The 25,966-nt window shown below is 61.8% G+C and carries 22 protein-coding genes, 1 other RNA gene and 1 pseudogene; 17 read left to right on the top strand and 7 right to left on the bottom strand.

Translation table 11 applies throughout. From position 1 onward, the window contains the following. Positions 1–30 precede the first annotated feature (30 nt). Complete coding sequence (locus XCC_RS02320; RefSeq protein WP_029217172.1) at positions 31–933, top strand: NAD-dependent epimerase/dehydratase family protein; 903 nt, start codon at positions 31–33, stop codon at positions 931–933. A gap of 47 nt (positions 934–980) precedes the next feature. Here XCC_RS02320 and XCC_RS02325 read toward each other — a convergent pair whose 3' ends face one another. Further along, positions 981–1,466: a DUF962 domain-containing protein gene (locus tag XCC_RS02325; RefSeq protein ID WP_011035701.1), complete on the bottom strand. Its 486-nt coding sequence runs from the start codon at positions 1,464–1,466 to the stop codon at positions 981–983. A gap of 314 nt (positions 1,467–1,780) precedes the next feature. On the opposite strand from XCC_RS02325, the gene XCC_RS02330 reads away from it, so the two are divergent. Next, positions 1,781–1,855: non-coding RNA, sX9 sRNA (locus tag XCC_RS02330), on the top strand. Positions 1,856–2,038: 183 nt separating this feature from the next. On the opposite strand, the gene XCC_RS02335 is transcribed toward XCC_RS02330, so the two are convergent. The 5 genes from XCC_RS02335 to XCC_RS02355 form a co-directional block, all read right to left on the bottom strand. Next, a complete protein-coding gene (locus XCC_RS02335) occupies positions 2,039–3,769 on the bottom strand; it encodes a peptidoglycan-binding protein (protein WP_011035702.1) in 1,731 nt (576 codons plus the stop codon). A 109-nt stretch (positions 3,770–3,878) separates the two neighbouring features. Then, positions 3,879–4,487: an LptM family lipoprotein gene (locus XCC_RS02340; protein WP_230428422.1), complete on the bottom strand. Its 609-nt coding sequence runs from the start codon at positions 4,485–4,487 to the stop codon at positions 3,879–3,881. Between the two features lie 34 nt (positions 4,488–4,521). After that, entirely contained in the window at positions 4,522–5,028 is a 507-nt protein-coding gene (locus XCC_RS02345) for a hypothetical protein (protein WP_011035704.1), read from the bottom strand. A gap of 290 nt (positions 5,029–5,318) precedes the next feature. Beyond that, a complete protein-coding gene (locus XCC_RS22325) occupies positions 5,319–6,005 on the bottom strand; it encodes a hypothetical protein (RefSeq protein WP_012437186.1) in 687 nt (228 codons plus the stop codon). 116 nt (positions 6,006–6,121) lie between these two features. Next, positions 6,122–7,048 carry a phosphoribosylaminoimidazolesuccinocarboxamide synthase gene (locus XCC_RS02355; protein WP_016945172.1) on the bottom strand — a complete coding sequence of 309 codons (927 nt, stop codon included), beginning with the start codon at positions 7,046–7,048 and terminating at the stop codon, positions 6,122–6,124. 335 nt (positions 7,049–7,383) lie between these two features. On the opposite strand from XCC_RS02355, the gene XCC_RS02360 reads away from it, so the two are divergent. Then, positions 7,384–7,713, top strand: coding sequence for a J domain-containing protein (locus tag XCC_RS02360; RefSeq protein ID WP_011035707.1), 330 nt, complete (start codon positions 7,384–7,386; stop codon positions 7,711–7,713). A gap of 414 nt (positions 7,714–8,127) precedes the next feature. Here the strand turns inward: XCC_RS02360 and XCC_RS02365 are convergent, their stop codons facing one another. Next, entirely contained in the window at positions 8,128–8,967 is an 840-nt protein-coding gene (locus XCC_RS02365; RefSeq protein ID WP_011035708.1) for an outer membrane protein, read from the bottom strand. 279 nt (positions 8,968–9,246) lie between these two features. Between XCC_RS02365 and rpe the strand changes: the two genes are divergently transcribed. From rpe to trpD, 14 genes and pseudogenes are all read left to right on the top strand, one after another. Continuing rightward, positions 9,247–9,948, top strand: coding sequence for a ribulose-phosphate 3-epimerase (gene rpe / locus XCC_RS02370; protein ID WP_019237199.1), 702 nt, complete (start codon positions 9,247–9,249; stop codon positions 9,946–9,948). Beyond that, a complete protein-coding gene (locus XCC_RS02375; RefSeq protein WP_011035710.1) occupies positions 9,945–10,436 on the top strand; it encodes a GNAT family N-acetyltransferase in 492 nt (163 codons plus the stop codon). The genes rpe and XCC_RS02375 overlap by 4 nt, the downstream gene beginning before the upstream one ends. Before the next feature lie 372 nt (positions 10,437–10,808). Further along, positions 10,809–11,738 (top strand): lipid kinase YegS, encoded by a 930-nt coding sequence (yegS, locus tag XCC_RS02380; RefSeq protein ID WP_011035711.1) that lies wholly within the window; start codon positions 10,809–10,811, stop codon positions 11,736–11,738. A 482-nt stretch (positions 11,739–12,220) separates the two neighbouring features. Beyond that, positions 12,221–13,696 carry an anthranilate synthase component I gene (trpE, locus tag XCC_RS02385; RefSeq protein WP_011035712.1) on the top strand — a complete coding sequence of 492 codons (1,476 nt, stop codon included), beginning with the start codon at positions 12,221–12,223 and terminating at the stop codon, positions 13,694–13,696. Continuing rightward, positions 13,696–14,766 carry a threonine aldolase family protein gene (locus tag XCC_RS02390; protein ID WP_011035713.1) on the top strand — a complete coding sequence of 357 codons (1,071 nt, stop codon included), beginning with the start codon at positions 13,696–13,698 and terminating at the stop codon, positions 14,764–14,766. The genes trpE and XCC_RS02390 overlap by 1 nt, the downstream gene beginning before the upstream one ends. Before the next feature lie 13 nt (positions 14,767–14,779). Continuing rightward, positions 14,780–15,094, top strand: a pseudogene (locus XCC_RS02395) (hypothetical protein); the annotation flags it as partial. 175 nt (positions 15,095–15,269) lie between these two features. After that, the gene (locus XCC_RS02400; protein ID WP_011035715.1) at positions 15,270–18,254 is read left to right on the top strand and encodes a type I restriction endonuclease subunit R; all 2,985 of its coding nucleotides are present in this window, start codon (positions 15,270–15,272) and stop codon (positions 18,252–18,254) included. Beyond that, positions 18,251–19,543: a restriction endonuclease subunit S gene (locus XCC_RS02405; protein ID WP_011035716.1), complete on the top strand. Its 1,293-nt coding sequence runs from the start codon at positions 18,251–18,253 to the stop codon at positions 19,541–19,543. Before XCC_RS02400 ends, XCC_RS02405 begins: the two co-directional genes overlap by 4 nt. Further along, positions 19,540–20,640, top strand: a complete 1,101-nt coding sequence (locus XCC_RS02410) for an AAA family ATPase (protein ID WP_011035717.1) — start codon at positions 19,540–19,542, stop codon at positions 20,638–20,640. Before XCC_RS02405 ends, XCC_RS02410 begins: the two co-directional genes overlap by 4 nt. Then, positions 20,637–21,647 (top strand): virulence RhuM family protein, encoded by a 1,011-nt coding sequence (locus XCC_RS02415; protein WP_011035718.1) that lies wholly within the window; start codon positions 20,637–20,639, stop codon positions 21,645–21,647. Before XCC_RS02410 ends, XCC_RS02415 begins: the two co-directional genes overlap by 4 nt. After that, on the top strand, positions 21,644–23,260 hold the full coding sequence (locus tag XCC_RS02420) for a type I restriction-modification system subunit M (RefSeq protein ID WP_011035719.1): 1,617 nt from the start codon (positions 21,644–21,646) through the stop codon (positions 23,258–23,260). The genes XCC_RS02415 and XCC_RS02420 overlap by 4 nt, the downstream gene beginning before the upstream one ends. 145 nt (positions 23,261–23,405) lie before the next feature. Next, complete coding sequence (locus XCC_RS02425; protein WP_011035720.1) at positions 23,406–23,984, top strand: anthranilate synthase component II; 579 nt, start codon at positions 23,406–23,408, stop codon at positions 23,982–23,984. Between the two features lie 123 nt (positions 23,985–24,107). Continuing rightward, positions 24,108–24,740 carry a flavin reductase family protein gene (locus XCC_RS02430; RefSeq protein WP_011035721.1) on the top strand — a complete coding sequence of 211 codons (633 nt, stop codon included), beginning with the start codon at positions 24,108–24,110 and terminating at the stop codon, positions 24,738–24,740. A 124-nt stretch (positions 24,741–24,864) separates the two neighbouring features. Further along, positions 24,865–25,902, top strand: coding sequence for an anthranilate phosphoribosyltransferase (gene trpD / locus XCC_RS02435; RefSeq protein ID WP_011035722.1), 1,038 nt, complete (start codon positions 24,865–24,867; stop codon positions 25,900–25,902). The last annotated feature ends 64 nt before the right edge of the window (positions 25,903–25,966 follow it).

The following is a 25,966-nucleotide window of genomic DNA, read 5'->3' on the forward strand; positions in this document are numbered from 1 at the left end:
CTGACGCTATCGCCACCGCCTGCGTACCTTGTGACTGCTGCCAATCCCGCTCCTTCCGTCGCCGCCGCTGCACCCCGTGCCCTGGTCTTCGGCGGCAGTGGCCAGATCGGCGAACGCTTGCTCACCCGCCTGCTGGGGCGTGGCTGGCAGGTCACCGCCTGGTCGCGCGCGCCGCGCGCCGCACGCGCAGGACTCATCTGGCGGCAAGGTGACCTGGCGGCACCGGCGGTGGCGGGCGAGAGTTTCGAGGTGATCTTCAGCTGCGGCCCGCTGGATCACTTCGCGCACTGGTACGAAACCAACGCCGTGAGCACGCCACGCATCGTCGCGTTTGGTTCCACCAGCGTGGAGGTCAAGGAACATTCGATCGATGCCGCCGAGCGCGATGTCGCCCAGCGGCTGGCCAATGCCGAACAAGCGCTGTTCTCCGCCGCCAAGGCGCGTGGCGCCGCGGCCACGGTGCTGCGCCCCACCCTGGTCTACGGCGCCGGCCGCGACCGCACGTTGACCCAGATTGCCGGGCTGGCCAGGCGCACGGGCGCCTTCGTGTTGCCGGCCAATGCCACCGGGCTGCGCCAGCCGGTGCATGTGGACGATCTGGCCAGCGCGGCATTGGCGGTGGTCACCCAGCCGGCCACGCATCAGCGCAGCTACGCGGTGGGCGGCGGCGAAGTGCTGGCCTACACGCAGATGGTGGAACGCGTGCTGGAAGCCTTGCCGCGGCCGGCACGGCTGTATCAGGTGCCGCCTTCGCTGTTCGGTCTGGCGCTCACCACCGCGCAGCGCCTGGGCCGGCTGCGCAGCTTGAACACCGCCGCGTTGCAGCGCATGCGCGATGACCTGGTGTTCGACCTGGAGCCGGCGCGGCGCGACTTCGGCTATGCACCGCGTGCGTTTCGCCCGCTGCCGGAAGAGCTGGGTATCGGCGAGTAGCCTGCGTTGGCGTCAGCGCGGTATCGCTGACTCGGGGAACCCGAAGATCAGAACCGCCAGCCCAGGTGGCGATACAACTTCGCCAGCACCCACAGCGGCCCGATCAGCAGATAGGTCAGGTCGGTCAGAAAGCTCGGCTTGCGGCCTTCGATCTTGTGGCCGACAAACTGCGCGATCCATGCCAGCACGAACACCGTCACCGCCAGCGTGAACAGGCCGCCCAGGCCCAGTCGGCCCTCGATCAGCCGGCACAGACAGCCGAAAAAGAAAAAGATCGCCAGCATGCCCAGGCCAAGCGGCCGCGACAGCCGGTTGTAATATGACCACGCCCCGAACATTGCCAGCGCCGCCCACACGCCGCTGCTGAACCAGGTCCCGCCCACCGGGATGCACCACAGCAAGGCCACCACCGACCACAGGATCGCCGGCACCGCCAGCACGTGGATCTGCTGGTTGGTCGCATTGCGGTGGTCGTCGGAATAACTGGCGAAATAGCGCTCGAGCGGGCGCGCGGTCGTGGTGCGTTCGGTCATGTTCCCTCCCAGGAATGGCCCAAGCATACGCGCGCGGATGGCCGCAGTGGCGCTTGCGGGGCAGCTGCCGGGAACAGAACCTGCCACGCACCAGCGCGTGGCAGGTTGCCTGTGTTGCGTATCACGCTCCGCGCACTGGCAATTGCCCGCCAGGCGGGCGAGGGTGGTGCCGCCAGCGGCGTCGTCCATTGATCACGCCGGTTCTCGCGCACCGGCCTCGCCCACTGCAAACGACGGCCCGCAGCCAGACCTAGAGCAGCGATCAAAACGACTGCGCAGCCGCCAGGCGGGCGCGGCCGGTGCTTGAAATCGGCATGTCCACACGTACACGCCGGTTCCTCCGCGCATTCCGCGCCCACCTGACGACTGCTCGCTACGTTTTGTTAGCCGCTCTTATTGGGAGCGCCGACGTGCGCGTCATGCGGCAGGCAATCACGGTCAATGACGCCGCTCCACGGATTCAAATATGTGACGTCTCGCTTCTACCCGAGTGCATGAAGCTGCGGCAGGTAAACGGCAGATACAAAAAAGCCGGCCAGACAGGCCGGCCGGCTCTTTCGTGCATCGTGAACTCAGCGACCGCCGATGGCGACCTTTTGCTGCTCTTCGTGCGCCTGTTGCTGTTGCGACTGCCCAGCCAGAAGCTGCGCGCTGGTCTGCTCCAATGACGGGGCAGGCTGGTTTAGATCCACCGCCGCACGGAACCCCGGCGTGGTGCCCATCACGAACGCCTTGCCGTCCTGCACCGTCACGTTCTGCAGTTTATCTGCGCTGTCGATGCCATTGTGCTTGGCCTGCAAAGTGACGTTGGCAGCGGTCTCATTAGAGATCATGCTCGGCAGCTTGCTGCGGATCGCGTTGTGCAACGCATGGTCCGGATGCGAGGCATCGTTGAGCGACGGACCCTTGGGCACAGCAACCTGCGTCTCGCCCGCCTGCGACTGGGTCTGTGCCGGTTGTGTGGACAGCGCGGCCTGCGTATTGCGGCCCACCACCCCGTCGGGCTGCAGCCCATGCTGCTTCTGAAACGCGATCACCGCCTCCCGTGTGTTGTCCCCAAAACGACCATCTTCCGCAAGCCGGTTGCCCTGTGCATCGCGAACGCCGAGACGGTTGAGGTCCTGCTGCAACTTGCCGACATCGCCGCTCTGCTCGCCATGACGCAGCGTGCCATTGCCAGCCGGTGCCGATGGTTGCGATTGACGGGCGCCCGACTCGTGCTGGTGACCTTGATTCCAGAATGCCTCTGGACTGGTCAACTTGCCGTTGGCATCGCGCAGTTGGTAATGCACATGCTGCGCGTACTGGCTGTTACCGTTCGGGCCAAGTCCGCCCATCGTACCGATGGCATCGCCCGCGGACAGCGTCTGGCCTTCTTTCACCTTGAGTGCGTCCAGGTGCAGGATCTCGTGCGAGTTACCCTGCGCATCGTGAATCTTGACCGTGCCGTAGTTGCCGCCCGCGAACGTTACCGTTCCGGAGACCGGCGAATGCACCGTCGGGTGCTGCAGGTTACGGCCTTGCTGACCACCTTCGTAGTTGAAATCTGTACCACCGTGCGGCCCGTGGCTACCGCGGTGCTCACCATAATGACCGGTAATGTGCGGGTCGGTGCTGCCTTGACCGGGCAGCATGCGTTCCATCGTTTGCCGGAAATTGCTGCGAGTGGCATGGCTAGGTTCGGCCGTCTGCGTCACTGGCGTCGGCTGACCTACTGTATTGCCCTGCGTTTGTGCAAGACGCTGCTCGACAAACTGGGTGTAGTTGTCCAGATGAGGCGCAATCTCGCGCCGTGACAGAGCCAAGCCACCATAATCCTTGCTAGGACCATCATGGTGATACTTGTAAATGTAATCCTCGCCCTGGCCGCGGCTACGCGCGAGGTCCCGGTTATCAACGAAATGTTGCACCAATGCCTGCGACTGCGTTTCCACGTCAAAGCGGTTGGACGCGTTGACGCCATAATGCGCGCCAGTACGGTCAATGAATTGACCTAGCCCAGAGGCAGACGTTGTCCCCGCAGCTGCATCCGGGTTGAAGCCTGACTCAACTCGGGCGATGGCAAGGACGTATGCAGTCTCGCGCGCTGAAAGCCCTGCATCTCGCGAGGCATCGATAAGGCTATCGATCACGCGTGATTGTGTCTGTGGACTGGCATCGCCCCAGCGACGCGATTCGCCATGCAATCTGCCATCTCCGCTGTCGATGGGCTCGCGGTAATGGCTCCAGGGTTTGATCCGGTCACTGCTGTATGCAGCGCCGCGTGGTTGAACCATTTCGGTATAGATCGTGGTGTCGGTCATATCGTGCGTTCCTTTCTATGAGACAGATTCTTCCTTGTAACGGGTGCTGCTCCATGTACTGCGTACTGCTTTCACCATGCGCCGCAATCGGCGCATAGACTTCCTTTGCTCAGGGCTGGAAAGGCTCCAATTCCGGGTGCTTCAGTCCTAACTCTTCGAGCTTGTGTTCGTATTCGTCGTTATTCGGGCTCTGCTGGCCGTCCTGCGTATGCAGAGGTGGTGTCGCATGATTCAGCAACTGACCCTTGATGTCATACAGGAAGAACCATTCGCAAAATTCGCAGCCGTAGGGAAGCTCGCCGTACTGGATGACAAAGTACGTGCCTCCTTTTGCGTCTTCCGCGCAACCCAGGCCTACTGCGGTGTAGTCCGCCATCTCTGGAGGCGCTGCCACTTCCTGGCGCTGGCCATCGTGCTCCATTTCCAGGTGGGTCTTGGTAGAGCCGCTGCTCTCGGATGGCAACGCGCTCAGGTGCAGGCGCACGCCGGAGCATTCCTTGATCATGTCGTTCCGTCCTTGTGTATCTGCTTCTGTCGAAGTCGGGGATGAGGTGGTGGCAGGCGGCGTACTAGGCGCGCTGGTGGTGGCAGCTACGGGCCCTGGCTTGTCACCGCATGCGGCAAGCACCAGGCTCAGGCCGAGAGCAGGTAGCACGGAGATGAAGCGTCGCATCAAGTCGCCTCTTTGACGGTTTGAGTTGTAGGTGACGATAGCCAAGCCGGCAGAACCTGCTTCCAGCGCCCACCGACGTTTACAAAGACTGGTCGTCCACCTTGACCAGCATCCAGCAGGGGCGCTGCGCGAAGTGGTAGACCTGCTGATCGCCGGTGTCCGGTGTGCGGACCAGTACCTGGCGGCCATCGGCTTCTTCGGAAATCGTGACCTCGCGGCCGCCGTTGCGGGCTGCCTCCAGGTTCGGGATGACAGGCCATTCGACCTTGGCAAGCGGAACCGTGCGGGTGACCGGGGTGGGCTCGGGCTGTGCGTCCGGGTCGAGTTGGATCATCGTCAGCGGATCGGCCGTGGCTTTTTCCTGTACCGCAATGTCTGCACTGAAGCTTTTCAGAAACGCAGAGAAGTCGGCGCTGGGACAGGTTGTCGCCTGCGCGGGCGTTGCCGGAACGGTGGCGGATGCCGACGCTGCAGGTGCTGCATTCGCAGCAGGTGTCGCAGCGCCGGCTGGCTCAGCCTGCGGCTTGCAGGCAACCAGTGCCAGGCTCAGTGCGAGAGCGTGCAGGGACGTTCGGAAAAGGGCCAATGGATCCTCCTGATCATAGCGGGCAAGCTGGAGCGCGGGCGGGATGTTATACGCGCGCTGCTTGCCGATGTGTGAAGGCTTGCGGAGCGTGGGTTGCACAAACTGGCCGGCATGCGGCAGGCCAATGTCCTCACAGAACAAGCAGCCTGACGGTGGCCCCGGGGCTCGGGTGAGTCCGCGGCCGTTGATTGCTGTCAGCAAAGCCAGGTTATCTCGATCGAGCCTGTGCAAAGATCATCATGCTTTGATCATGGTTTTGGCCGGAAATTTATCCGGTATGGCGCGGCTGACTATATCCCGTTTGAAAATACATCGAGTGCATCCGCACCCACCCATCCCTGTGCGCAGTCGCCGACATACTGGCCTGGGGCAGCGGCATGGCAGCTCCCGCCAGTGGCGCTCTTCGAACGTTGGATCGGCCTGTCACCATATGTTCGGCATGCCGGGTTGTTTTTGCATCCGGCAACACTGTCTGCAGGAATCGCAATGACGTAGTAATACAGTGGATTCTGTCCGGCGCGGCCGATCGCTTGAATGCAGACGAGCTGGCCCTGCGCCAGCCTGGCTCTGGCGACCACGCTACTGCCAGTGGTCGGCACCGCATCAAGTACATCCACCCCGCTTGCCTGCGCCACGCCGGCAAACAAGCCCGCATCGTCACACGCAGGCGAGAGCTCCACGTCGTAGAAATCGCCGGCATCGACATTTCCGGCCGTGCAGCCTTTTGCCATGTTCGCATCGGCACACTGCACGCCGCTTGCCTGTAGCAACGTCGCAAGCCGGTCATTGAGGGAAGCGCCAGAAGAAGCCGGTGCGCGCGTTGCTGCAGGCGCCGATGCCGATGCCGTCGATGTGACTGGCGGCGTGGCAGCGGGGGCTGATTCGCCGGCGCTGCACGCGCTCACTGCAAGCAGCCCGGGCAGCAGTGCGTTGCGTAACGCCGGCAATCTGCGGAATGAAAAATGTGAGAGTGCCATCGCGACTTCCTTGGCTAACAGATCTCGTCAGGTGCGTCCTTCAGCGCTCAAGAAAGAGCGCTGCCCGCCATTGCTGCTTTAGTACAGCCTCAAAGCCTCGGGAGTGGGGCCTTGAATCAATCGACCGAAATACCCGCCAGCCTCTGCAACGCCTCGGCATATTTCGCACGCGTGCGTTCGATTACATCCGCCGGCAGGCGCGGGCCCGGTGCGGTCTTGCCCCAGTCCAGCGTCTCCAGATAATCGCGCACGAACTGCTTGTCGTAGCTCGGCGGGCTGGTGCCCAGCTCGTACTGGTCGGCGGGCCAATAGCGCGACGAATCCGGGGTCAGCATCTCGTCCATGATGTACAGGCGGCCATCGGCGTCGGTGCCGAATTCGAACTTGGTGTCGGCCAGCAAAATGCCGCGTTCGGCGGCAAAATCGGCGGCGAAACGATAGATGCGCAAGGTGGCATCGCGCACGCGCTCGGCCAGCTCGGCGCCGACGGTCTTGACCATCGCATCGAAGTCGATGTTCTCGTCATGGTCGCCGACCGCAGCCTTGGTCGAAGGGGTAAAGATCGGCTCGGGTAGTTTCTCGGCCTGGCGCAGGCCATCGGGCAATTCGATGCCGCTGATCTTGCCGGTGCGCTGATAGTCCTTCCAGCCGCTGCCGATCAGATAGCCGCGTGCGATCGCTTCCACCGGCACCGGCTTGAGCTTGCGCGTGACCACCGCGCGCTTGGCGTACAGCGCCGGATCCACGCCCTCAGGCAGCACCTGCTCGACGCGGATGTCCACCAGATGGTTGGGCATCAGGTGTTCGGTCTTGTGGAACCAGAAGTTGGACACCTGGCAGAGCATTTCGCCCTTGCCGGGAATCGGGTCGGGCAGCACCACGTCGAACGCAGACAGGCGGTCGGTGGCCACCATCAACAGATAGTCGCCGGGGGGCGCATCGGCGGGCAGGCGGTCGCGGGGAATGTCGAAGACATCGCGGACCTTGCCACGGTGGCGCAACGGCAGGCCGGGGAGATCGGATTGCAACAGCGTGGTCGACACAGGCACTCCTAAGGACGTCGCAATGACGCTGTCCCCAGGACCCGGCGGGCCCGCGGGTAGGCAGCGGGCCGCGTAGTGTACGGTGCTTCGCGGCGCCCCGCTGCACGCAGTGGCTGGCAGGCGTTGCACTGCCAGCTGGCGGCCATGGCCGCTATGCCCAACCGGCAGGGCCGACGGCCGCACCCGGGTGTCAGGCACGCTGCCGCTGGCATGCGGCGCGTCGCAAACCTACCCGGTACTTCGCCCATGAGCGCCTCGCACGCCGATCGACAGCCAAGCCACACAGGGCTTCGGGTAAAATCGCCGGCCCGCCTCTTTGGCTGCCGATCGCCCCCATGTCCTGGTACGGAAAATTGCTCGGCGCACTTGCCGGCGCCTTGCTGTTCCGCGGGGCGCCGCTGATCGGGGTGATGATCGGCCTGGCGATCGGGCATGCGGTGGATGCGGGCTGGTTCAAGCGCCGCGAAGAGAACCCGTACGAGGCACTGGGCCTGGAAGCAGACGCCACCAAAGCCGAGATCGACCTGGCCTATCGCCGCCTGATGTCGCGCTACCACCCCGACAAGGTGGCCAACGCCAGCCCGGAAGACCGCCGGCAGGCCGAAAAGAAGGCCAGCCAGATCAACGCCGCCTACGACCGCATCCAGCGGCAGCGCAAGCGCTGAGCTCTGACGGAGAGCGGGGCAACGGACCGTAGCAGGATCATCAGATCAATGCGGGGCTGCCTGATCCCATTTGCCCAACATCGGGTGTGCGTTGCTGAGCCATCCTCAGCATCTGACGCCGCGCATTGCGGGCACAGCCTCGCCCATAGGCCTGGCTCTCTCGGGCCAGAACTGCAGGAATGGAGGAACAGGCCTTGGAACAGTCCCTGAAAGAGACCGCGACTAGGCCTTGAATGCGCCGAATCAAACGAAAACCCGATGCGCGCATCGCTTGGCGAAGGCGCGTTCCAGAACCGACCCCGCAACAGTCGGCGAGGTCTTGCATAAACGCCCAGGAACCTAGAGATTCCCGGGCGCATATGAGGCGAATATGTCACCCAGGGCCGAGCCCTCAGGCCAGGCCCTTTCGCCGGATCAGAAGCGGTAGCTGGCGGTCAGGCGGATCGCATTGGACGAAAAATCCGTGTCCGTACGGCGCAGGTCGGTGCCGGCCGGGTTCACGCGCAGGAACGGGTTGGTCGCCGGGGCGGTGCCCGGGCCGACACGCACGCGGGTGTCTTCGTCCTGCAGGCGGGTGAACAGATATTCCACGCCCACCGAGACATGGTCGCTCAAGCGACGCTGCAGCCCGATGCCGGCCTGGTAACCGTTGGCACTGTCGCCACCGCTGCCGGTGAAGCTGTTGGCGGTGTTGCTGCTGGCAAAGCTGTGGTCGAACTCGCCGCGTGCCACGCCGGCGGTGACATACGCCAGGTAGTCGCCCTGTGCGCCGAACGCATAGCCCACGCGCCCGCGCAGCGCGGCGGTGCGATTGAGCTGGCGGGTAAAGGTGTACAGCGCCGGTGTGGTGCTGAAGGCGCTGACGCTGTCGCGCAGGTCGTTACGGGTGTATTCGGCCACCACGCCGTAGACCCAGTCGCCCACCTGCCAGTCGTAGCCGGCGCGCACGCCGTACTCGGCGCCGCCCTTGTCCTTGCTGCACCCGCTCGCCGGTGTGCGCCCGGCCGCAGCGCCACCGCAGAAGCCCGGCGAAAACGCATCCGCCCCGGTGGCGGTGCTGACCTGGTCGCCGTCGCGGCCGTCCAGGTTGGTATCGAAGCCGAAACGGCCGCCGGACACGCCGGCCGGGTCGGCGCCGCCCACATTGGCCCCCAGCGAGAAGCCGGACCAGTCAGCGGGGCCGGATTGCGCCCAGGCCGAGGGGGCCAGGGCAAATAGAACGAGGGCAGCGGAAGCGAGCGGGGTGGTTTTCATGCGGTTTCCTTCATCTGGCGCGGCGCGCCGGTCCTTCACCCTACGCGCTGGCGTCCGCTGCGGATGCACTGACAATCGCTTTTTGGGAAGCGGTTGCGGATTTGGAAGACCTGCCAGGCAGCGGCTCTGGCCGATCGAGTGCAATACCGCCGGTGTTGGCTGCGCCAGGCGCCCATCGCCGGCAGCCAACGCCAAGCCGGCCCGAAGCTCCACCGCACGCCCGCTTGCAGAGCAGCTGCCGCCGCGCTCGGCTTTCCTCGCCGCGCCACGGTTGCGACAATGGGGCTCCTGCATTTTCCCGAGCTGCCCATGCAACCGACGGCGATCGCCCCGTCCATCCTGTCTGCCGATTTCGCCCGCCTGGGCGAGGAAGTGGACAACGTCCTGAAGGCCGGTGCCGACTGGGTGCACTTCGACGTGATGGACAACCACTACGTGCCCAACCTGACCATCGGCCCGATGGTCTGCCAGGCGCTGCGCAAGCACGGCATCACTGCACCGATCGACGTGCACCTGATGGTCGAACCGGTGGACCGCCTCGTGCCGGACTTCGCCGATGCCGGCGCCACCACCATCAGCTTCCATCCCGAAGCCAGCCGCCACGTGCACCGCACGATCCAGCTGATCAGGTCGCACGGCTGCCAGGCCGGCCTGGTGCTCAATCCGGCCACGCCGGTGGACATTCTGGACTGGGTGCTGCCCGAGCTGGATCTGGTGCTGGTGATGTCGGTCAATCCCGGCTTTGGCGGGCAGGCGTTCATTCCCTCGGCGCTGGACAAGCTGCGCGCCATCCGCAGCAAGATCGATGCGCTGGGCAAGCCGATCCGCCTGGAGATCGATGGCGGCGTCAAGGCCGACAACATCGGCGCGATCGCTGCCGCCGGTGCGGATACCTTCGTGGCCGGCTCGGCCATCTTCAATGCGCCCGATTACTCGCAGATCATTGCGCAGATGCGCGCGGCGGTGGATGCGGCGCGATGAGTCAGGCGCCGCTGCAGATCCGCCCCGCCACGCCCGCCGATGCGGCGCTGCTGCACGAACTGGTCACCGCGCTGGCGGTGTACGAGCGCGAGCCCGACGCGGTGAAGGCCACGCCGGAGGATCTGCGCGCCAGCCTGTTCGGCGACGGTGCCACCGCGCACGCGTTGCTCTGCGAGCAGGGCGGCCAGGTGCTTGGGTTCGCGGTGTATTTCTTCAATTACTCCACCTGGCTGGGCCGCAACGGCCTGTATCTGGAAGACCTGTTCGTGCGGCCGCAAGCGCGCGGGCAGGGCGCCGGCCTGGCGCTGCTGCGGCACCTGGCGCAACTGGCGGTGGACAAGGGCTGCGGACGCTTCGAGTGGTCGGTGCTGGACTGGAACCAGCCGGCGATCGAGTTCTACCAGGCCGTGGGTGCCCGCCCCATGGAGGGCTGGACCGTATACCGGCTCGATGGCGAGCGTCTGGCTGCGTTTGCTGCAGGTACCTGAGGCGCGCGGCGAGGGGTGAGCCGCGCGTCAGCCAGGCTCTAGGCTTGCCTGGCAGTTGACGCCCGCTTGGGGGCGCGAAGTGCAGGCCTGCCCCAGGGCATCCTGCTTCAACCATGCAGTTTGTGGCCAAGCAACCGCGCGTCACCTCGCCACCCCTGCGAAACACGCATAAAAAAGGCCGCCCCAATGGAGCGGCCTTCAAGAAAATTTGGAGGCTGATCCTGCCTCCGCCCGTCGTCCCTGCTATGGCCTTCTATCCTCCGGGTCATCGATGACATGCCGATGACAGGTGCGGGCACTGCGTATTCACGATCCACGCATTCCGCCGCTGCTAGCCTGCGCGCACCACACCCTCCTCCATCGGCAGCGCGCATGGCCCCGTCCCACTGGCGACTGATCCTCAACGGCAAGTCCACCGACAACGAGGATCTGCGCGAGGCGGTGGGCGTGCTGCGCAAGCGCGGCATCCAGCTCGATGTGCGCGTGACCTGGGAAGAGGGCGACGCCGAGCGCTACGTGGCCGAAGCCATCGCCGATGGCGTGCAGACCGTGGTCGCCGCCGGCGGCGATGGCACGCTGAGCGAAGTGGCCGCCGCACTGGCCCACCACCAGGACGACGCCGCCACGCTGCCATCGTTGGGCCTGGTGCCGCTGGGCACCGCCAACGATTTCGCAACTGCCGCCATGATCCCGCTCGAACCGCTCGGCGCCCTGGGCCTGATTGCCGAACGTGCGGCCGAGCCCATCGACCTGCTGCGTATCGACGCCGACCACGGCCCGCACTGGTGCGCCAATGTGGCCAGCGGCGGCTTCGGCACTCAGGTCACCGTGGAAACCGATGCGGGCCTGAAGAAGATGCTCGGCGGGCTGGCCTACCTGATCACCGGCATGTCGCGGCTGGGGCGGATCGACCCGATCAGTGCCCATTTCACCGGCCCGGATTTCAGCTGGGAAGGCGAATTCATCGCACTGGGCCTGGGCAACGGGCGCCAGGCCGGCGGTGGCCAGGCGCTGTGCCCGGAGGCACTGATCGACGACGGCCTGCTCGATGTCACCATCGTGCCCGCGCTCAATGGCGAGGTCGCCGCCACGCTGGGCACCCTGGTCACCGGCGGCAAGCAGGCCGCGCTCGAACGGGTCGCGGTGCGCACCCGGCTGCCCTGGCTGGAGATCGCTTCCGTGCAACCGCTCACCTTGAATCTGGATGGCGAACCGGAGACCTCGCGGCATTTCCGCGTCGAATGCGTGGCGGCCCGCCTGCGCATGCATTTGCCGATCGATTGCCCGTTGCGGAGCGCTTGAAGCGGGGAATGGGGAATGGAGAATCGGGAATCGGGAATCGGGATTCAAGCGAAGCAACTGCGGCTCAAGCGAAGCAACCGCCAACGCACCGCTGTAAGCCCCTCTCCCTTTGGGAGAGGGGTTGGGGTGAGGGTGCCTGTGTCGACACACATGCCGCTACCAGGTAGCTCGCTCTGCACCGGCGCACGGCAATGTCTCACCGTGTGCAAAAAACGCGCTCCACAACAAGGACGCGCTATCCGGAGCCGATGTCGGTCAGCCTGAGACGCCATAACCAACACCGCCCAACCTGGCACAACCCACCCTCGCAATTCCCGCAGTTTTCGCCTTGGCACCTGCTGCCCTAAACCGGCAGTTGCGCTACAGTACCCACGTGTCCCGCCTGACGACCCCACGCTCCTTCTCTTCCGCTCGCCGCTGGTGGCGATGGTGGCCCGTTGCCGTCGTCCGCCCCGCCACAGAGTCCCGGAAGGAAAGTCGTCTTGATCACTGCAGAGCAGTTCCAGCGCCAGGCCGCTGAAGGCCACACCCGTATCCCCGTTGTCCGTGAAGTGCTGTCCGACCTGGACACGCCGCTGTCGGTCTATCTGAAACTCGCCGACGGCGCCTACACCTACCTGTTCGAATCGGTCGAAGGCGGTGAGCGCTTCGGGCGCTATTCCATCATCGGCCTGCCGGCGCGACGCGTGTACAGCTTTCGCGGCCACACGCTGGAAGTCAGCGAACACGGCGAAGTGCTGGAGACCCGCGAAGTCGCCGATCCGCTGGCCGAAGTCGACGCCTTGCGCGCCGAGCACTCGGTGCCCCAGCTCGATGGCCTGCCCGGGTTTACCGGCGGGCTGGTCGGTTGGTTCGGCTTCGAATGCATCCAGTACATCGAACCGCGCCTGGGTAGCGGCGAGAAGCCCGACGAACTGGGCACGCCGGACATCCTGCTGATGCTCTCCGAAGAGCTGGCGGTGTTCGACAATCTCAAGGGCCGCCTGTACCTGATCGTGCATGCCGACCCGCGCCAGCCGCAGGCCTATGTGCGCGCCAACCGCCGCCTGGACGAACTGGCGCATCGCCTGCGTCAGGGAGGCGCCGGGTATCCGCAGGCGCAAATTTCCGATGCCATCGACGAATCGGATTTCCATTCTTCGTTCACCCGCGAGGAGTACCACGCGGTGGTGCGCAAGGCGCAGGAATACGTGCGCGCCGGCGACATCTTCCAGGTGGTGCCGTCGCAACGGTTGCGGGTGCCATTCCGTGCGCGTCCGGTGGATGTGTATCGCGCGCTGCGTGCGTTGAACCCTTCGCCGTACATGTATTTTCTGGATGTCGGCGGCACCCAGGTAGTCGGCTCCTCGCCGGAAATCCTCGCGCGCCTGCGCGATGGCGTGGTCACCGTGCGTCCCATCGCCGGCACCCGCCCGCGCGGCGCAACACCGGAGCTGGACAAGGCGCTGGAAGAAGAATTGCTGGCCGACCCGAAAGAGCGCGCCGAGCATGTGATGTTGATCGATCTGGGCCGCAACGATGTCGGCCGCGTGGCCGAGCCGGGCACCGTCAAGGTGGGCGAGCAGTTCGTGATCGAGCGCTATAGCCACGTCATGCACATCGTCAGCGAAGTCACCGGCACGCTCAAAGCCGGCCTGAATTACAGCGATGTGCTGCGCGCGACATTTCCCGCCGGCACTGTCAGTGGCGCACCAAAGATCCGCGCGCTGGAAATCATCCGCGAGCTGGAGCCGGTCAAGCGCAACGTGTATTCCGGCGCGGTGGGCTACATCGGCTGGCATGGCGACGCCGATACCGCGATTGCGATCCGCACCGCCGTGATCCAGGACGGCTACCTGTATGTGCAGGCCGGCGGCGGCGTGGTCTACGACTCCGATCCCGATCTGGAATGGCAGGAAACCATGAACAAGGGCCGCGCCCTGTTCCGCGCGGTTGCCCAGGCCGCCAAGGGGTTGTGATGGACGGGCAGGGCAGCGCTGCACGCATCAGCTTTCGCAACGATTACAGCGAGGGCGCACATCCGCGCGTCTTGCAGGCATTGGCGCAGGCCAGTGACGAGCAAAATGGCGGCTACGGCACCGATCGGCATAGCGAACGTGCTGCGGCATTGATCCGCAATGCCATCGCGCAACCGCAGGCCGCCGTGCATCTGCTGGTCGGTGGCACGCAGACCAACCTGATTGCGATCAGCGCGTTTTTGCGCCCGCATCAGGCGGTGATTGCGGTGGAAGCGGGCCACATCGCCACGCACGAAACCGGCGCGATCGAGGCCACCGGGCACAAGGTGCTCACCGTCCCCGCGCTGCACGACAAGCTGACGCCTGCATTGATCGCGCCACTGCTTGCGGTGCACAGCAACGAGCACATGGTGCAGCCGCGCCTGGTTTATCTTTCCAACAGCACCGAGAGCGGCACCATCTACACGCGTGCCGAACTTGAGGCGCTCGCGCAGTTCTGCCGCGCGCACGACTTGCTGCTGTATCTGGATGGCGCGCGCCTGGGCGCGGCATTGACTGCCCATGGCAACGATCTGGATCTACCGACGATTGCCGCGCTCACCGATGCGTTCTACATCGGCGGCACCAAGAATGGCGCCTTGCTCGGCGAAGCGCTGATCATCGTGACGCCGGCGTTGCAGGCCGATTTCCGCTACCTGATCAAGCAACGCGGCGCGCTGCTGGCCAAGGGCATGGTGCTGGGTGCGCAGTTCGCTGCGCTTTTCGAAGAGGGGCTGTTCTTTGAGTTAGCCGCGCATGCCAATGCAATGGCGCAGCGGCTGCGTGCCGGCTTGCTGGCCGCCGGCGCCGAATTCACCAGCAACTCGCCGACCAACCAGCAATTCATTGCCGTGAGCGCGCAGCAGGCCGAGCAGATCGCGCAGCGCTACGACTTCGAACGCTGGGAAACGCGCAGCGACGGCCGCCTGGTGATTCGCTTCGTGACCTCGTGGGCCACCACGCCTGCCGCAGTTGATCGTCTGTGCGCGTATGTTGCGGCCCTTTTGCAGCATCCTGCGGTGCAGTCATGACTAGATATCAAGGATGACAGCGATTAACAGAATCGCTGGTTGGGTGCTCTCCGCTGCCCTGATGTTGCCGACTGTGGTCGCAGCGCAGATCAATAACTTGCCATCGCGACCGCATTTGCTGATGAAAGGTCAGGCGTTCCTCACCGTCGATCCGGACTGGTTCATGATCGACCTCAGGGTCAGCAAGACCGAACTGCAGCCTGATCTTGCGTGCAAGTTCATCAAGGAGCTTGCGCGCGTTGTCTTGGACGGATTGCAACGTAACCATGTGCTGAAGGATTCGCTGTACGCCTCCGCGTTGTCGATCGCGCCGCAATCGCGTTATCAAGATTGCGCAGCCTTTTCGGCACAACGTTGGCGAGTCACCGGCGAAATTTGAGCCATAGCGATTGCTCGGCTCGTTGGCATCTGCGGCAGTCTGTCGGGTACTGCATCCGGTAAAATGGTCCGTCACCTGCCGAGCGTTTTGATGGCGCGGCAACCATCTGCGATTGAGGTTTCATATGCGCGTCAGGGAAAGCACCATCGAGCAGGAGCTTGTCGAAAAGCTCGGGGGGCTCAAGTACACCCTGCGAGCTGACATTCGCAGCCGTGCTGCGCTCGAAGCCAATTTCCGCAAGCATTTCGAAGAGCTGAACCGGGTCGCCTTGACCAACGCCGAATTTCAGCGCTTGCTCGAAGAGGTCGTTACCGCCGATGTATTCAAAGCCGCGCACACCTTGCGCCACCGCAACGCTTTTACGCGCGACGACGGCACGCCGCTCAACTACACCTTGGTCAACATCAACGACTGGTGCAAGAACACCTTCGAGGTTGCCAGCCAGCTCCGCATCAATACCGACGACAGCCACCATCGTTATGACGTCATCTTGCTCATCAATGGCGTGCCGGCGGTGCAAATCGAGCTGAAAACGCTAGGTATCAACCCGCGGAGGGCCATCGAGCAGATCGTCGAGTACAAACACGATGTCGGCAACGGTTACACACGCACACTGCTGTGTTTCATCCAGCTGTTCATCGTGAGCAATCGTGACGCGACCTACTATTTTGCCAACAACAACGCGCGCCATTTCGCTTTCAATGCGGATGAGCGTTTTCTGCCCATCTACCAGTACGCGGCGCCGGACAATAGCAAGATCAGCGGCTTGGATGCCTTTGCCGACGCCTTCCTGCCCAAGTGCACGCTGGGGCAGATAATCAGTCGCTACATGGTGTTGGTGGCCAGTGAGCAGAAGCTCTTGATGATGCGGCCTTACCAGATCTACGCGGTGAAGAACATTGTCGAGTGCATCGACAAGAACCTCGGCAACGGCTACATCTGGCACACCACCGGTAGTGGCAAGACGCTCACCAGCTTCAAGGCATCGACGCTGCTCAAGGCCAACCCCGCCATCGAGAAATGCCTGTTCGTGGTGGACCGCAAGGACTTGGATCGCCAGACCCGCGAGGAGTTCAATCGCTTCCAGGAGGGCTGCGTCGAGGAAAATACCAATACCGAATCAATGGTGCGCCGCCTTGTCTCCGACGATGCCGCAGACAAGGTCATCGTCACCACCATCCAGAAGCTGGGCCGTGCATTGGATCCGGCCCGTGCCGACTACCGTCAGCACCTGGAGCCCTTGCGCGACCAGCGCATGGTGTTCATTTTCGATGAATGCCACCGTTCTCAGTTCGGCGAGAACCACCAGGCCATCAAGGAGTTCTTTCCCAAGGCCCAGCTATTCGGCTTCACCGGTACGCCGATCTTCGAGGACAACGCCAGCTACAGGCGCATCGAAGGCGACGAACAGACGCTGAAGACCACCGAAGACCTGTTCCAACAGTCCCTGCACGAATACACCATCACCCACGCCATTGAGGACAGGAACGTCCTGCGTTTCCATGTGGACTACTACAAGCCTGATGGCAAGAATGCGCCAAAGCCAGGCGAAACGCTGGCCAAACGCGCCGTGGTCGATGCCATCCTCAGCAAGCACGACGCCGCCACCGGCGGGCGACGCTTCAACGCCCTCTTCGCTACTGCGTCGATCAACGACGCCATCGAGTATGTCGGGTTGTTCAAAGCCGCGCAGTTGGAAAAGCAGCAGGCTGACTCCGGCTACGTGCCGCTCAACATCGCTGCCGTGTTCTCGCCTCCCGGTGATATCAGCGCCGACGTGCGCCAGTTGCAGGAAGACCTGCCACAGGAGCAGGCAGACAACAGGACAGACCCAGATGCCAAGAAGGCCGCATTGAAAGCCATCGTCGCCGACTATAACGTGCGCTTTGGCACCAACCACCGCATCGAGGAATTCGACGCGTACTACCAGGACGTGCAGCAGCGCATCAAGGACCAGCAATTCCCCAACGCCGACCTGCCGATGAAAGGCCGCGAAAAGTTGGACATCGTAATCGTGGTGGACATGCTGCTCACAGGCTTCGACAGCAAATATCTGAACACCCTGTACGTGGACAAGAACCTCAAGTACCACGGCCTGATTCAGGCGTTCAGCCGCACCAATCGCGTACTCAACGACACCAAGCCCTACGGCAACATCCTTGACTTCCGTAGCCAGCAATCGGCCGTGGATGCCGCCATCGCACTGTTCTCTGGCGCCAAGGCAGAAAAGGCGCGTGAAATCTGGCTGGTGGACACCGCCCCGGTAGTCATCGACAAACTCCAAAAGGCGCGCGCCAGCCTCGACAGCTTCCTTGCATCGCAAGGGCTGGGCGGCAAACCCGAAGACATCGCCAACCTCAAGGGCACGGCAGCCAAGGTCGCCTTCGTCAAGCACTTCAAGGACGTTCAGAAGCTGCAGACCCAGCTCGACCAGTACACCGATCTGACCGCCGAGCAACAGGCGCAGGTCGAGGCCATCCTGCCCAAGGACGAACTGCGTAGCTTTCGCGGTCAATACCTGCAAAAAGCCGAGGAACTGCGCGCCGACCAGAAGAAGGCCGGCGGGCTGGATGACGCTACACGCAACGACGTCGAGCAGCTCGATTTTGAGTTCGTGCTGTTCGCTTCCAGCACCATCGATTACGACTACATCATGAAGTTGATCGCCGATTATTCGGGTAAGGCGCCGGGCAAAGCCAGCATGAGCCGCGAGCAGTTGATCGGCCTGATTGCCAGTGATGCCAAGTTTGTCGACGAGCGTGAGGACATCAGCGCGTACGTGCGCGGGCTCAAAGCTGGCGAGGGACTGAGCGAGGAGGCCATCCGCGCCGGCTATGAGGCGTTCAAGGCAGAAAAAGCCGCCCAGGAAATGACCGCGCTCTCCGGCAGGCACGGCTTGCCGGTTGCCGACCTGCAGGCATTCGTCGATGCGGTTCTTGCCCGTCGCATCTTCGACGGCGAACGCCTCACCGAACTGCTGGCCCCGCTGGACCTTGGCTGGAAGGCGCGCACCCAGGCAGAACTGGCATTGATGCGCGATCTGCTGCCGCTGCTGCACAAACGTGCCGGTGGGCGTGAAATCGCTGGTCTGAAGGCGTACGAGAAATGAGCATGGGAAAGCAAGGGGTGAAGACGGCAGTGCCGAAGTTGCGGTTTCCGGAGTTTAGGCATTCCGAGGCCTGGGAGCTCAAGAAGTTGAGCTGCTTCCTCGTCGAACAGAAGAAGCGGAACAAAAACCTGAGTTTTGGCCCACAAGAGGTGCTGTCCGTCTCGGGTGAGCATGGGTGTGTCAATCAGATCGAGCTTCTTGGCCGATCATACGCGGGTGTCTCTCTTGCAAACTACCACGTCGTAGAAACGGGTGACATCGTTTATACAAAAAGCCCGCTTAAGAGAAATCCGTTTGGCATCATCAAAGAAAACAAAGGGAAGCCAGGCGTCGTATCCACACTCTATGCTGTCTATCGCACGACAGTTTTTGGGAATCCCGCGTTTTTGGATCACTATTTCTCTGGTGACTACAACCTCAATAGTTACTTGCAGCCTATTGTCAGGAAGGGTGCAAAAAATGACATGAAGGTAAGTAATGCTGCAGTGCTCGCTGGAGAAGTGTTCGCCCCAGAAGTTGAAGAGCAGAAAAAAATTGCTGACTTCCTAACGTCGCTGGACGACTTGATTTCCGTGCAGGTGCTGAAAGTGGAGGCGCTGAAGGTTCACAAGCGCGGCTTGATGCAGGAACTCTTCCCCCGCGAAGGCGAAGCCAGCCCCCGCTTACGTTTTCCCGAGTTTAGTAATGCCTCAGGGTGGACTCTCGGCAAGGCAAGCGACATTATTGACGTGTTGCAAGGTTACGGTTTCCCCGAGAGGCTGCAGGGAGGCCGAGAGGGTAATTTTCCGTTCTACAAGGTTAGCGACATCTCGGCATGCGTGGATGCCGGGGGCATCCTTCTAGACAAGGCTAATAACCACATTGATGCTGATGTTCTTGAGGAACTTCGTGCCAAGTTGATGCCAATTGGATCAACAGTGTTCGCGAAGATCGGTGAGGCGATTCGTTCGAACAAGCGTGCGATCACGTCGCGACCTTGCCTTGTTGACAACAACGTGGCTGGGGTCAAGGCGATCACAGGCTTGGCACATGATCGCTTTGTCTACTACATGTGGTGTCAGATTCCACTCATCGAGTACGCGGGCGGTGTGGTCCCAGCCGTGAAAAAGTCATTGATGGAGCAGATTCCCGTGTGCTATCCAAAATTTGATGAGCAGCAACGTATCGCCGACTTCCTTTCTTCCCTGGATGCCAAGATCGCCGCCGAATTCGACCAGCTCGCCGCCCTCAGGACCCACAAGAAGGGCCTAATGCAGCAGCTGTTCCCTCTGAGTGAGGTCGGCTTGTGACGCTGAATGAAATTGCCGGCACTTTGCGCGATAGCGATGCGCGAATCATTCTTGTCTATGCCTTCAATGCCACAGGCAAGACCCAGCTTTCCGTCGCCTACAAGAACGCGACGAAACAGGAGGATGGGGGGCATTCCGGAGTTTATTACAACGCGTACAGCGAAGACCTTTTCGTCTGGGATAACGATGAACAGAACGAAGGGGGGGGCATTCGGCTGAGGGTGCTGCCCAGTAGTTTAAGCCGATTTCATGCGTTGCTGACGGAAGATAATATTCGAGTAAAACTTAGGGCGTATAAACCGAAGTTCGGCTTTACTATAAATTTGCACGAAGATGATCCGGAAAAGGGGGTTGAGTCAATCATATTCTTCATCCCGAGCCAGAATCCGGATGTGACTCAACTGCCTATTAAGATTTCTCGCGGTGAAGAACGTATATTTGTGTGGTGTTTCTTTCTTGCCTTGTTTGAAGTCGAAGGGTGGGCTGACCAACAGGCAAGCCATTTTTTCATCGACGATCCTGTTTCAAGCCTGGATGACCATAATATATTTATTACGGCGGCTACGCTTTTTGATCTCATCGAAAGCCATTTCAATAAGCGAAAAATATTTGTCACTACTCACCACCTTGGCCTTTTTTCGATCCTGAGCGACTGGCTCACAAAGGGGGAGCGGAAAGATAAATTCAAGAAGAATGGAAAGCCTCTTTACAATATTAATATTCTAAGCTCGAAGTCAGGTCAGCTCAAGTTAGAAAATTGTCGGAAAGACGTGTTCCTGTACCACCTTCGCATGCTTCAAGTGCTGTCTGGCGCCCGCAGTACCAATGATGTTCGTGCCTACCACTTCGCTTTACTCCGTCAGGTTCTGGAAAACGTAGCGTCGTTTCTTGGTGTTGGGCAATTCGGATACGTGCTAGATCAGATCGGAATCAATGAACCTAATAGGGTCGCTGATATCGTCAATGCTCTATTGCACAAGAAAGTTTACTACTTCGAGTCGGATATCGTTGTTTCTGACAATTTAGAAATTTTCAATGAAGTGATGGATGGACTTCTTACGAAATACAACTTCGTGTTGCATGAGGCTGAGGCATGAGCGCGCTAATCCTCTACACCAGCGAAGATGGCAAGAGCCGCATCCAGTTGCGCGCCGAAGGCCAGACCGTTTGGCTGACGCAGGCGCAGATGGCGGAGCTGTTCGACGTCACTACCGACACCATCAGTCTGCACCTGAAAAACATCTTTTCAGACAATGAGTTGGAGCCTGAACGAACTACCGAGGAATCCTCGGTGGTTCAGCGGGAGGGTGCGCGCGAGGTGCGCCGGCCGGTCACGCTCTACAACCTCGACGCCATTCTGGCGGTCGGTTACCGCGTGCGATCAAAGCGCGGGGTACAGTTCCGCCGTTGGGCCAGCACCGCGCTCAAGGAATATCTGCTCAAGGGCTTCGTCATGGACGATGAGCGCCTGAAGAACCCGGATGGCCGTCCCGATCACTTCGACGAGATGCTGTCCCGCATCCGCGACATCCGTGCCTCGGAAAAGCGCTTCTATCAAAAAGTACGCGAACTGTTTGCTCTGAGCGTTGACTACGACAAGACCGACCGCGCAACGCAGGTCTTCTTCGCCACCGTGCAAAACCAATTGCTCTATGCAGTGACTGGGCAGACCGCCGCCGAACTCATCATGGCCCGCGCCAACCCCGACGATCCACATTTCGGCCTGCGCGCATGGAGCGGTGGGCGCGTGCGCAAGCAGGACATTCTGATCGCCAAGAACTACCTGAGTGAGGATGAGATCGACACCCTCAACCGTCTGGTGACCATCTTCCTGGAGACTGCAGAGCTGCGCGCCAAGAATCGCCAGGAGATCCCCATGCGCTTCTGGAGGGAAAACGTCAGCCAGATCATTAGTTCCAATGACTTCCCCTTGCTGGCCAATGCCGGTTCTGTCAGTCACGCACGGATGGAGACGGAAGCCAACGCGCGCTATTTCGCCTTCGACGAGCAGCGCAAGCAGCAGGAGGCGCTGGCCGCCGATGCTGCTGACACTACCGAACTTGCCGCCATCGAAAATAAGATTAAACGACGCTTGAAACCATGACCAAAGACGACCAAAAAGAACTTGGTAAAACTCTGTGGGCGATTGCCGACCAGTTGCGCGGAAGCATGAATGCCGACGACTTCCGCGACTACATGTTGTCCTTCTTGTTTTTGCGCTACCTGTCGGATAACTACGAGGCTGCGGCAAAGAAGGAGCTTGGCTCGGACTATCCCGACGCGAAGACCATCGGTAATAGCGACAAGACTCCGCTGTCGGTGTGGTACGCGTCCAATCCGGGCGATGTAGCCGCATTCGAGCAACAGATGCGGCGCAAGGCGCATTACGTCATCAAACCTAAGTACTTGTGGGGCAATATCGTCAATCTGGCGAAGAAACAAAACCACGATCTGCTCGACACCTTACAGCAAGGCTTCAAACACATTGAGGAAGATTCGTTCGAGAGCGAGTTTCAGGGCTTATTCTCGGAGATCAACCTTGCTTCGGACAAGCTTGGCAGAAAGTACGACGACCGCAACGCCAAGCTGTGTTCGATCATCAGCGAAATTGCGCGCGGCATGGCGCTGTCTGCCAAGACGGATTCGCTGGGCGATGCTTACGAGTACCTGATCGGCCAGTTCGCGGCCGGCTCCGGCAAGAAGGCTGGCGAGTTCTATACGCCGCAAGAGATCTCCAACATCCTGTCCGCCATCGTCACCCTCGACAGCCAGGAGCCGAAAACCGGCCCGCGCGGCAAGTTGGATAGCGTGTTCGATTTCGCTTGCGGCTCAGGCTCGCTACTGCTCAATATCCGTAATCGTATGACGAACAGTGGCGGCAGCATCGGTAAGATCTACGGGCAGGAATACAACGTCACCACCTACAACCTTGCGCGCATGAACATGCTGTTGCACGGGGTAAAGGACACCGAGTTCGAGATCTATCACGGCGACACGCTGAAGAACGACTGGGACTGGCTGCGCGAAACCAATCCGGCAAAAAAGCCCCGTTTCGACGCCGTGGTCGCGAATCCGCCTTTCAGCTATCGCTGGGAGCCGGGCGAAGCGATGGCGCAAGACGCGCGCTTCAAGAACCACGGCGTGGCGCCCAAGAGCGCAGCCGATTTCGCCTTCCTTCTGCACGGTCTGCAGTACCTGAAAGACGATGGCGTGATGGCGATCATCCTACCGCACGGCGTGTTGTTTCGCGGTGGCAAGGAGGCCGACATCCGCCGCAAGCTACTGGACGACGGCCATATCGACACGGTGATCGGCCTGCCGGCTAACCTGTTCTACTCCACCGGCATTCCGGTATGCATTCTGGTGCTGAAGAAATGCAAGAAACCGGATGACGTGCTGTTCATCAACGCAGCCGGTCACTTCGCTAAGGGCAAGCGCCAGAATCAACTGACAGACGAACACATTCAGCGGATCGTCAACACGTACCAGAACCGGAACAAGCAGGATCGCTATTCCCGGTGCGTGTCGATGAAAGAGATCGCCGACAAGGACTACAACCTCAATATTTCGCGTTATGTCAGCACCGCAGAAGCCGACAAGGAGATCGTTCTTGAGGCCGTGCATGCCGATTTGACGGCGATCGAATCGAGGCTCGAAGAGTCGAAGAAGCGCCACAATGCCTTTCTTGTCGAGCTTGGGCTCAAGCCCCTGCCGTGAAATTTTAGCCAGACTGCCGAAGTGTCCGAGTTCATCGGATAATGTCGGTTTAAGGTCGTTCGACGGTTGCCCAGGCGTGAAGTCAAGTCTGTATCCGCCGTTGAAATCCTGAAATATCTTTTGAAAATCAGCGTGGTGAAGAGACGTGCTCTTGATGCTAGATAACTACGACAGCTTCACCTACAACCTCGTGCAGTACCTGCAGGCCCTGGGCGCGGAGGTCACGGTGGTGCGCAACGATGCGATGAGCGTCGATCAGATCGCTGCGCTCAAGCCGGAGCGCATCGTGATCTCGCCCGGTCCGCGTACGCCGAACGAGGCTGGCATCTCGTTGCAGCTGATCGAGCAACTGGGCCAGACCACGCCGATCCTCGGTGTCTGCCTGGGGCACCAGAGCATCGGTCAGGTCTATGGCGGCGATGTGATCCGCGCCAGCAACATCATGCATGGCAAGACCTCGCCGATCCGCCACCACGGCAAGGGCGTGTTCGCCGGTCTGCCGGACAGCTACGAGGCCACGCGCTACCACTCGCTGGTGGTGGACAAGGCCACCTTGCCCGACGCGCTGGAAGTCACCGCGTGGACCGAAAATCCGGACGGCTCGATGGAAGAGATCATGGGCCTGCGCCATCGCCAGTTCCCGGTCGAAGGCGTGCAGTTTCATCCGGAGTCGATCCTCACCCAGCACGGCCATGCGTTGCTGAAGAATTTCCTGGAGCGCTGAGCGCTGCTGCCTGCGCCAACGCGCATGCAGCGCAGCACACATGCGCGCCGCAACGCACAGCTCTTCCCATCGCGGCGCCAACGCATCCACTTCCCGCACTAGCACCGCAATGCCTGGACCACGATGAACCAGCCCGCCGACACCTTCCATTTCTACGAGCCAGCCAACGGGCACGGGCTGCCGCACGATCCGTTCAATGCCATCGTCGGCCCGCGACCGATCGGCTGGATCGGCTCGCGCAGCGTCGAGGGCATCGTCAACCTGGCGCCGTACAGTTTCTTCAACGCCTTCAACTACACCCCACCAATCGTCGGCTTCGCAAGCATTGGCTGGAAGGACAGCGTGCGCAACATCGAGTCCACCGGGGTGTTCACCTGGAATCTGGCCACCCGTCCGCTGGCCGAGGCGATGAATGCCAGCGCTGCGTTGGTGCCACAGGAGGTCGACGAGTTCGAGTTGGCCGGCCTGCAGGCCGCGCCGTCGCGGCTGATCGACGTGCCGCGTGTGGCGGCCAGCCCGGTGAGCTTCGAGTGCCGGCTCAGCCAGTTGATTCCGTTGCAGGCTGCCGATGGGCAGCCCATCCAGACCTGGCTGGTGCTGGGCGAAGTGGTCGGCGTGCATCTGGCGCACGCGGCGCTGAGCGATGGCATTTACGATCCGGCCGCGGTGCACACCATCCTGCGCGCCGGTGGCCCGGCCGATTATTTCGAAGTGCAGGCGCAGGCGCGGTTTCGCATGCGGCGCCCGGGGCAGTGACCAGCGGGTGGCACTGATTCGGTCCTGTGCATGCAGGCGTACGCACGCGGCTTGCTCGGTCACGCTGGCCCCGCACACTGCGCGCATCGCCTGATGTCTTTCTTCTTACTCCACGGTTGATTCCATGCCCATCACCCCACAACAAGCCCTGCAACGCACCATCGAGCACCGCGAGATCTTCCATGACGAAATGGTCGATCTGATGCGGCAGATCATGCGCGGCGAGGTGTCCGATGCCATGGTCTCTGCCATCCTGACCGGCTTGCGGGTCAAGAAGGAAACCATTGGCGAGATCGCCGGTGCGGCCACGGTGATGCGCGAGTTCTCGCGCCGCGTGGAGGTCACCGATCGCCGCCACATGGTCGATATCGTCGGCACCGGCGGCGACGGTTCGCACACCTTCAACATTTCAACCTGCGCCATGTTCGTGGCCGCTGCCGGCGGCGCAAAAGTCGCAAAACACGGTAACCGCAGCGTGTCGTCCAAGTCGGGCAGTGCCGACGCATTGGAGGCGTTGGGCGCGGTGATCGAATTGCAGCCCGAGCAGGTGGCTGCATCGCTGGCGCAGACCGGCATCGGTTTCATGTACGCACCCGTGCATCACCCGGCGATGAAAGTGGTGGCACCGGTGCGCCGCGAGATGGGCGTGCGCACCATCTTCAATATTCTCGGCCCGCTGACCAATCCCGCCGGTTCGCCAAACATCTTGATGGGCGTGTTCCATCCGGATCTGGTGGGCATCCAGGCGCGCGTGCTGCAGGAACTGGGTGCCGAGCGCGCGCTGGTGGTGTGGGGCCGCGATGGCATGGACGAACTCTCGCTGGGTGCCGGCACCCTGGTTGGCGAGTTGCGCGACGGGCAGGTACACGAATACGAGGTGCATCCGGAGGATTTCGGCATTGCCATGTCGGCCAGCCGCAACCTCAAGGTGGCCGATGCCGCCGAGTCGCGCGCCATGCTGTTGCAGGTGCTCGACAACGTGCCCGGCCCGGCGCTGGACATCGTGGCGCTCAACGCCGGCGCGGCGCTGTACGTGGCCGGCGTGGCCGACAGCATCGCCGATGGCATCGTGCGCGCCCGCCAGGTGCTCGCCGATGGCTCGGCACGTGCCTGTCTGGACGCCTATGTCGCCTTCACGCAGCAGGCCACCGCACAAGGCTGATTCCCGTGTCCGGCCACGCTGGCCGGCACCCTCACGGCGGCGCTGGCATGCTGCGCTGCGCGCG

The organism is Xanthomonas campestris pv. campestris str. ATCC 33913 (assembly GCF_000007145.1).
Lineage (GTDB): Bacteria > Pseudomonadota > Gammaproteobacteria > Xanthomonadales > Xanthomonadaceae > Xanthomonas > Xanthomonas campestris.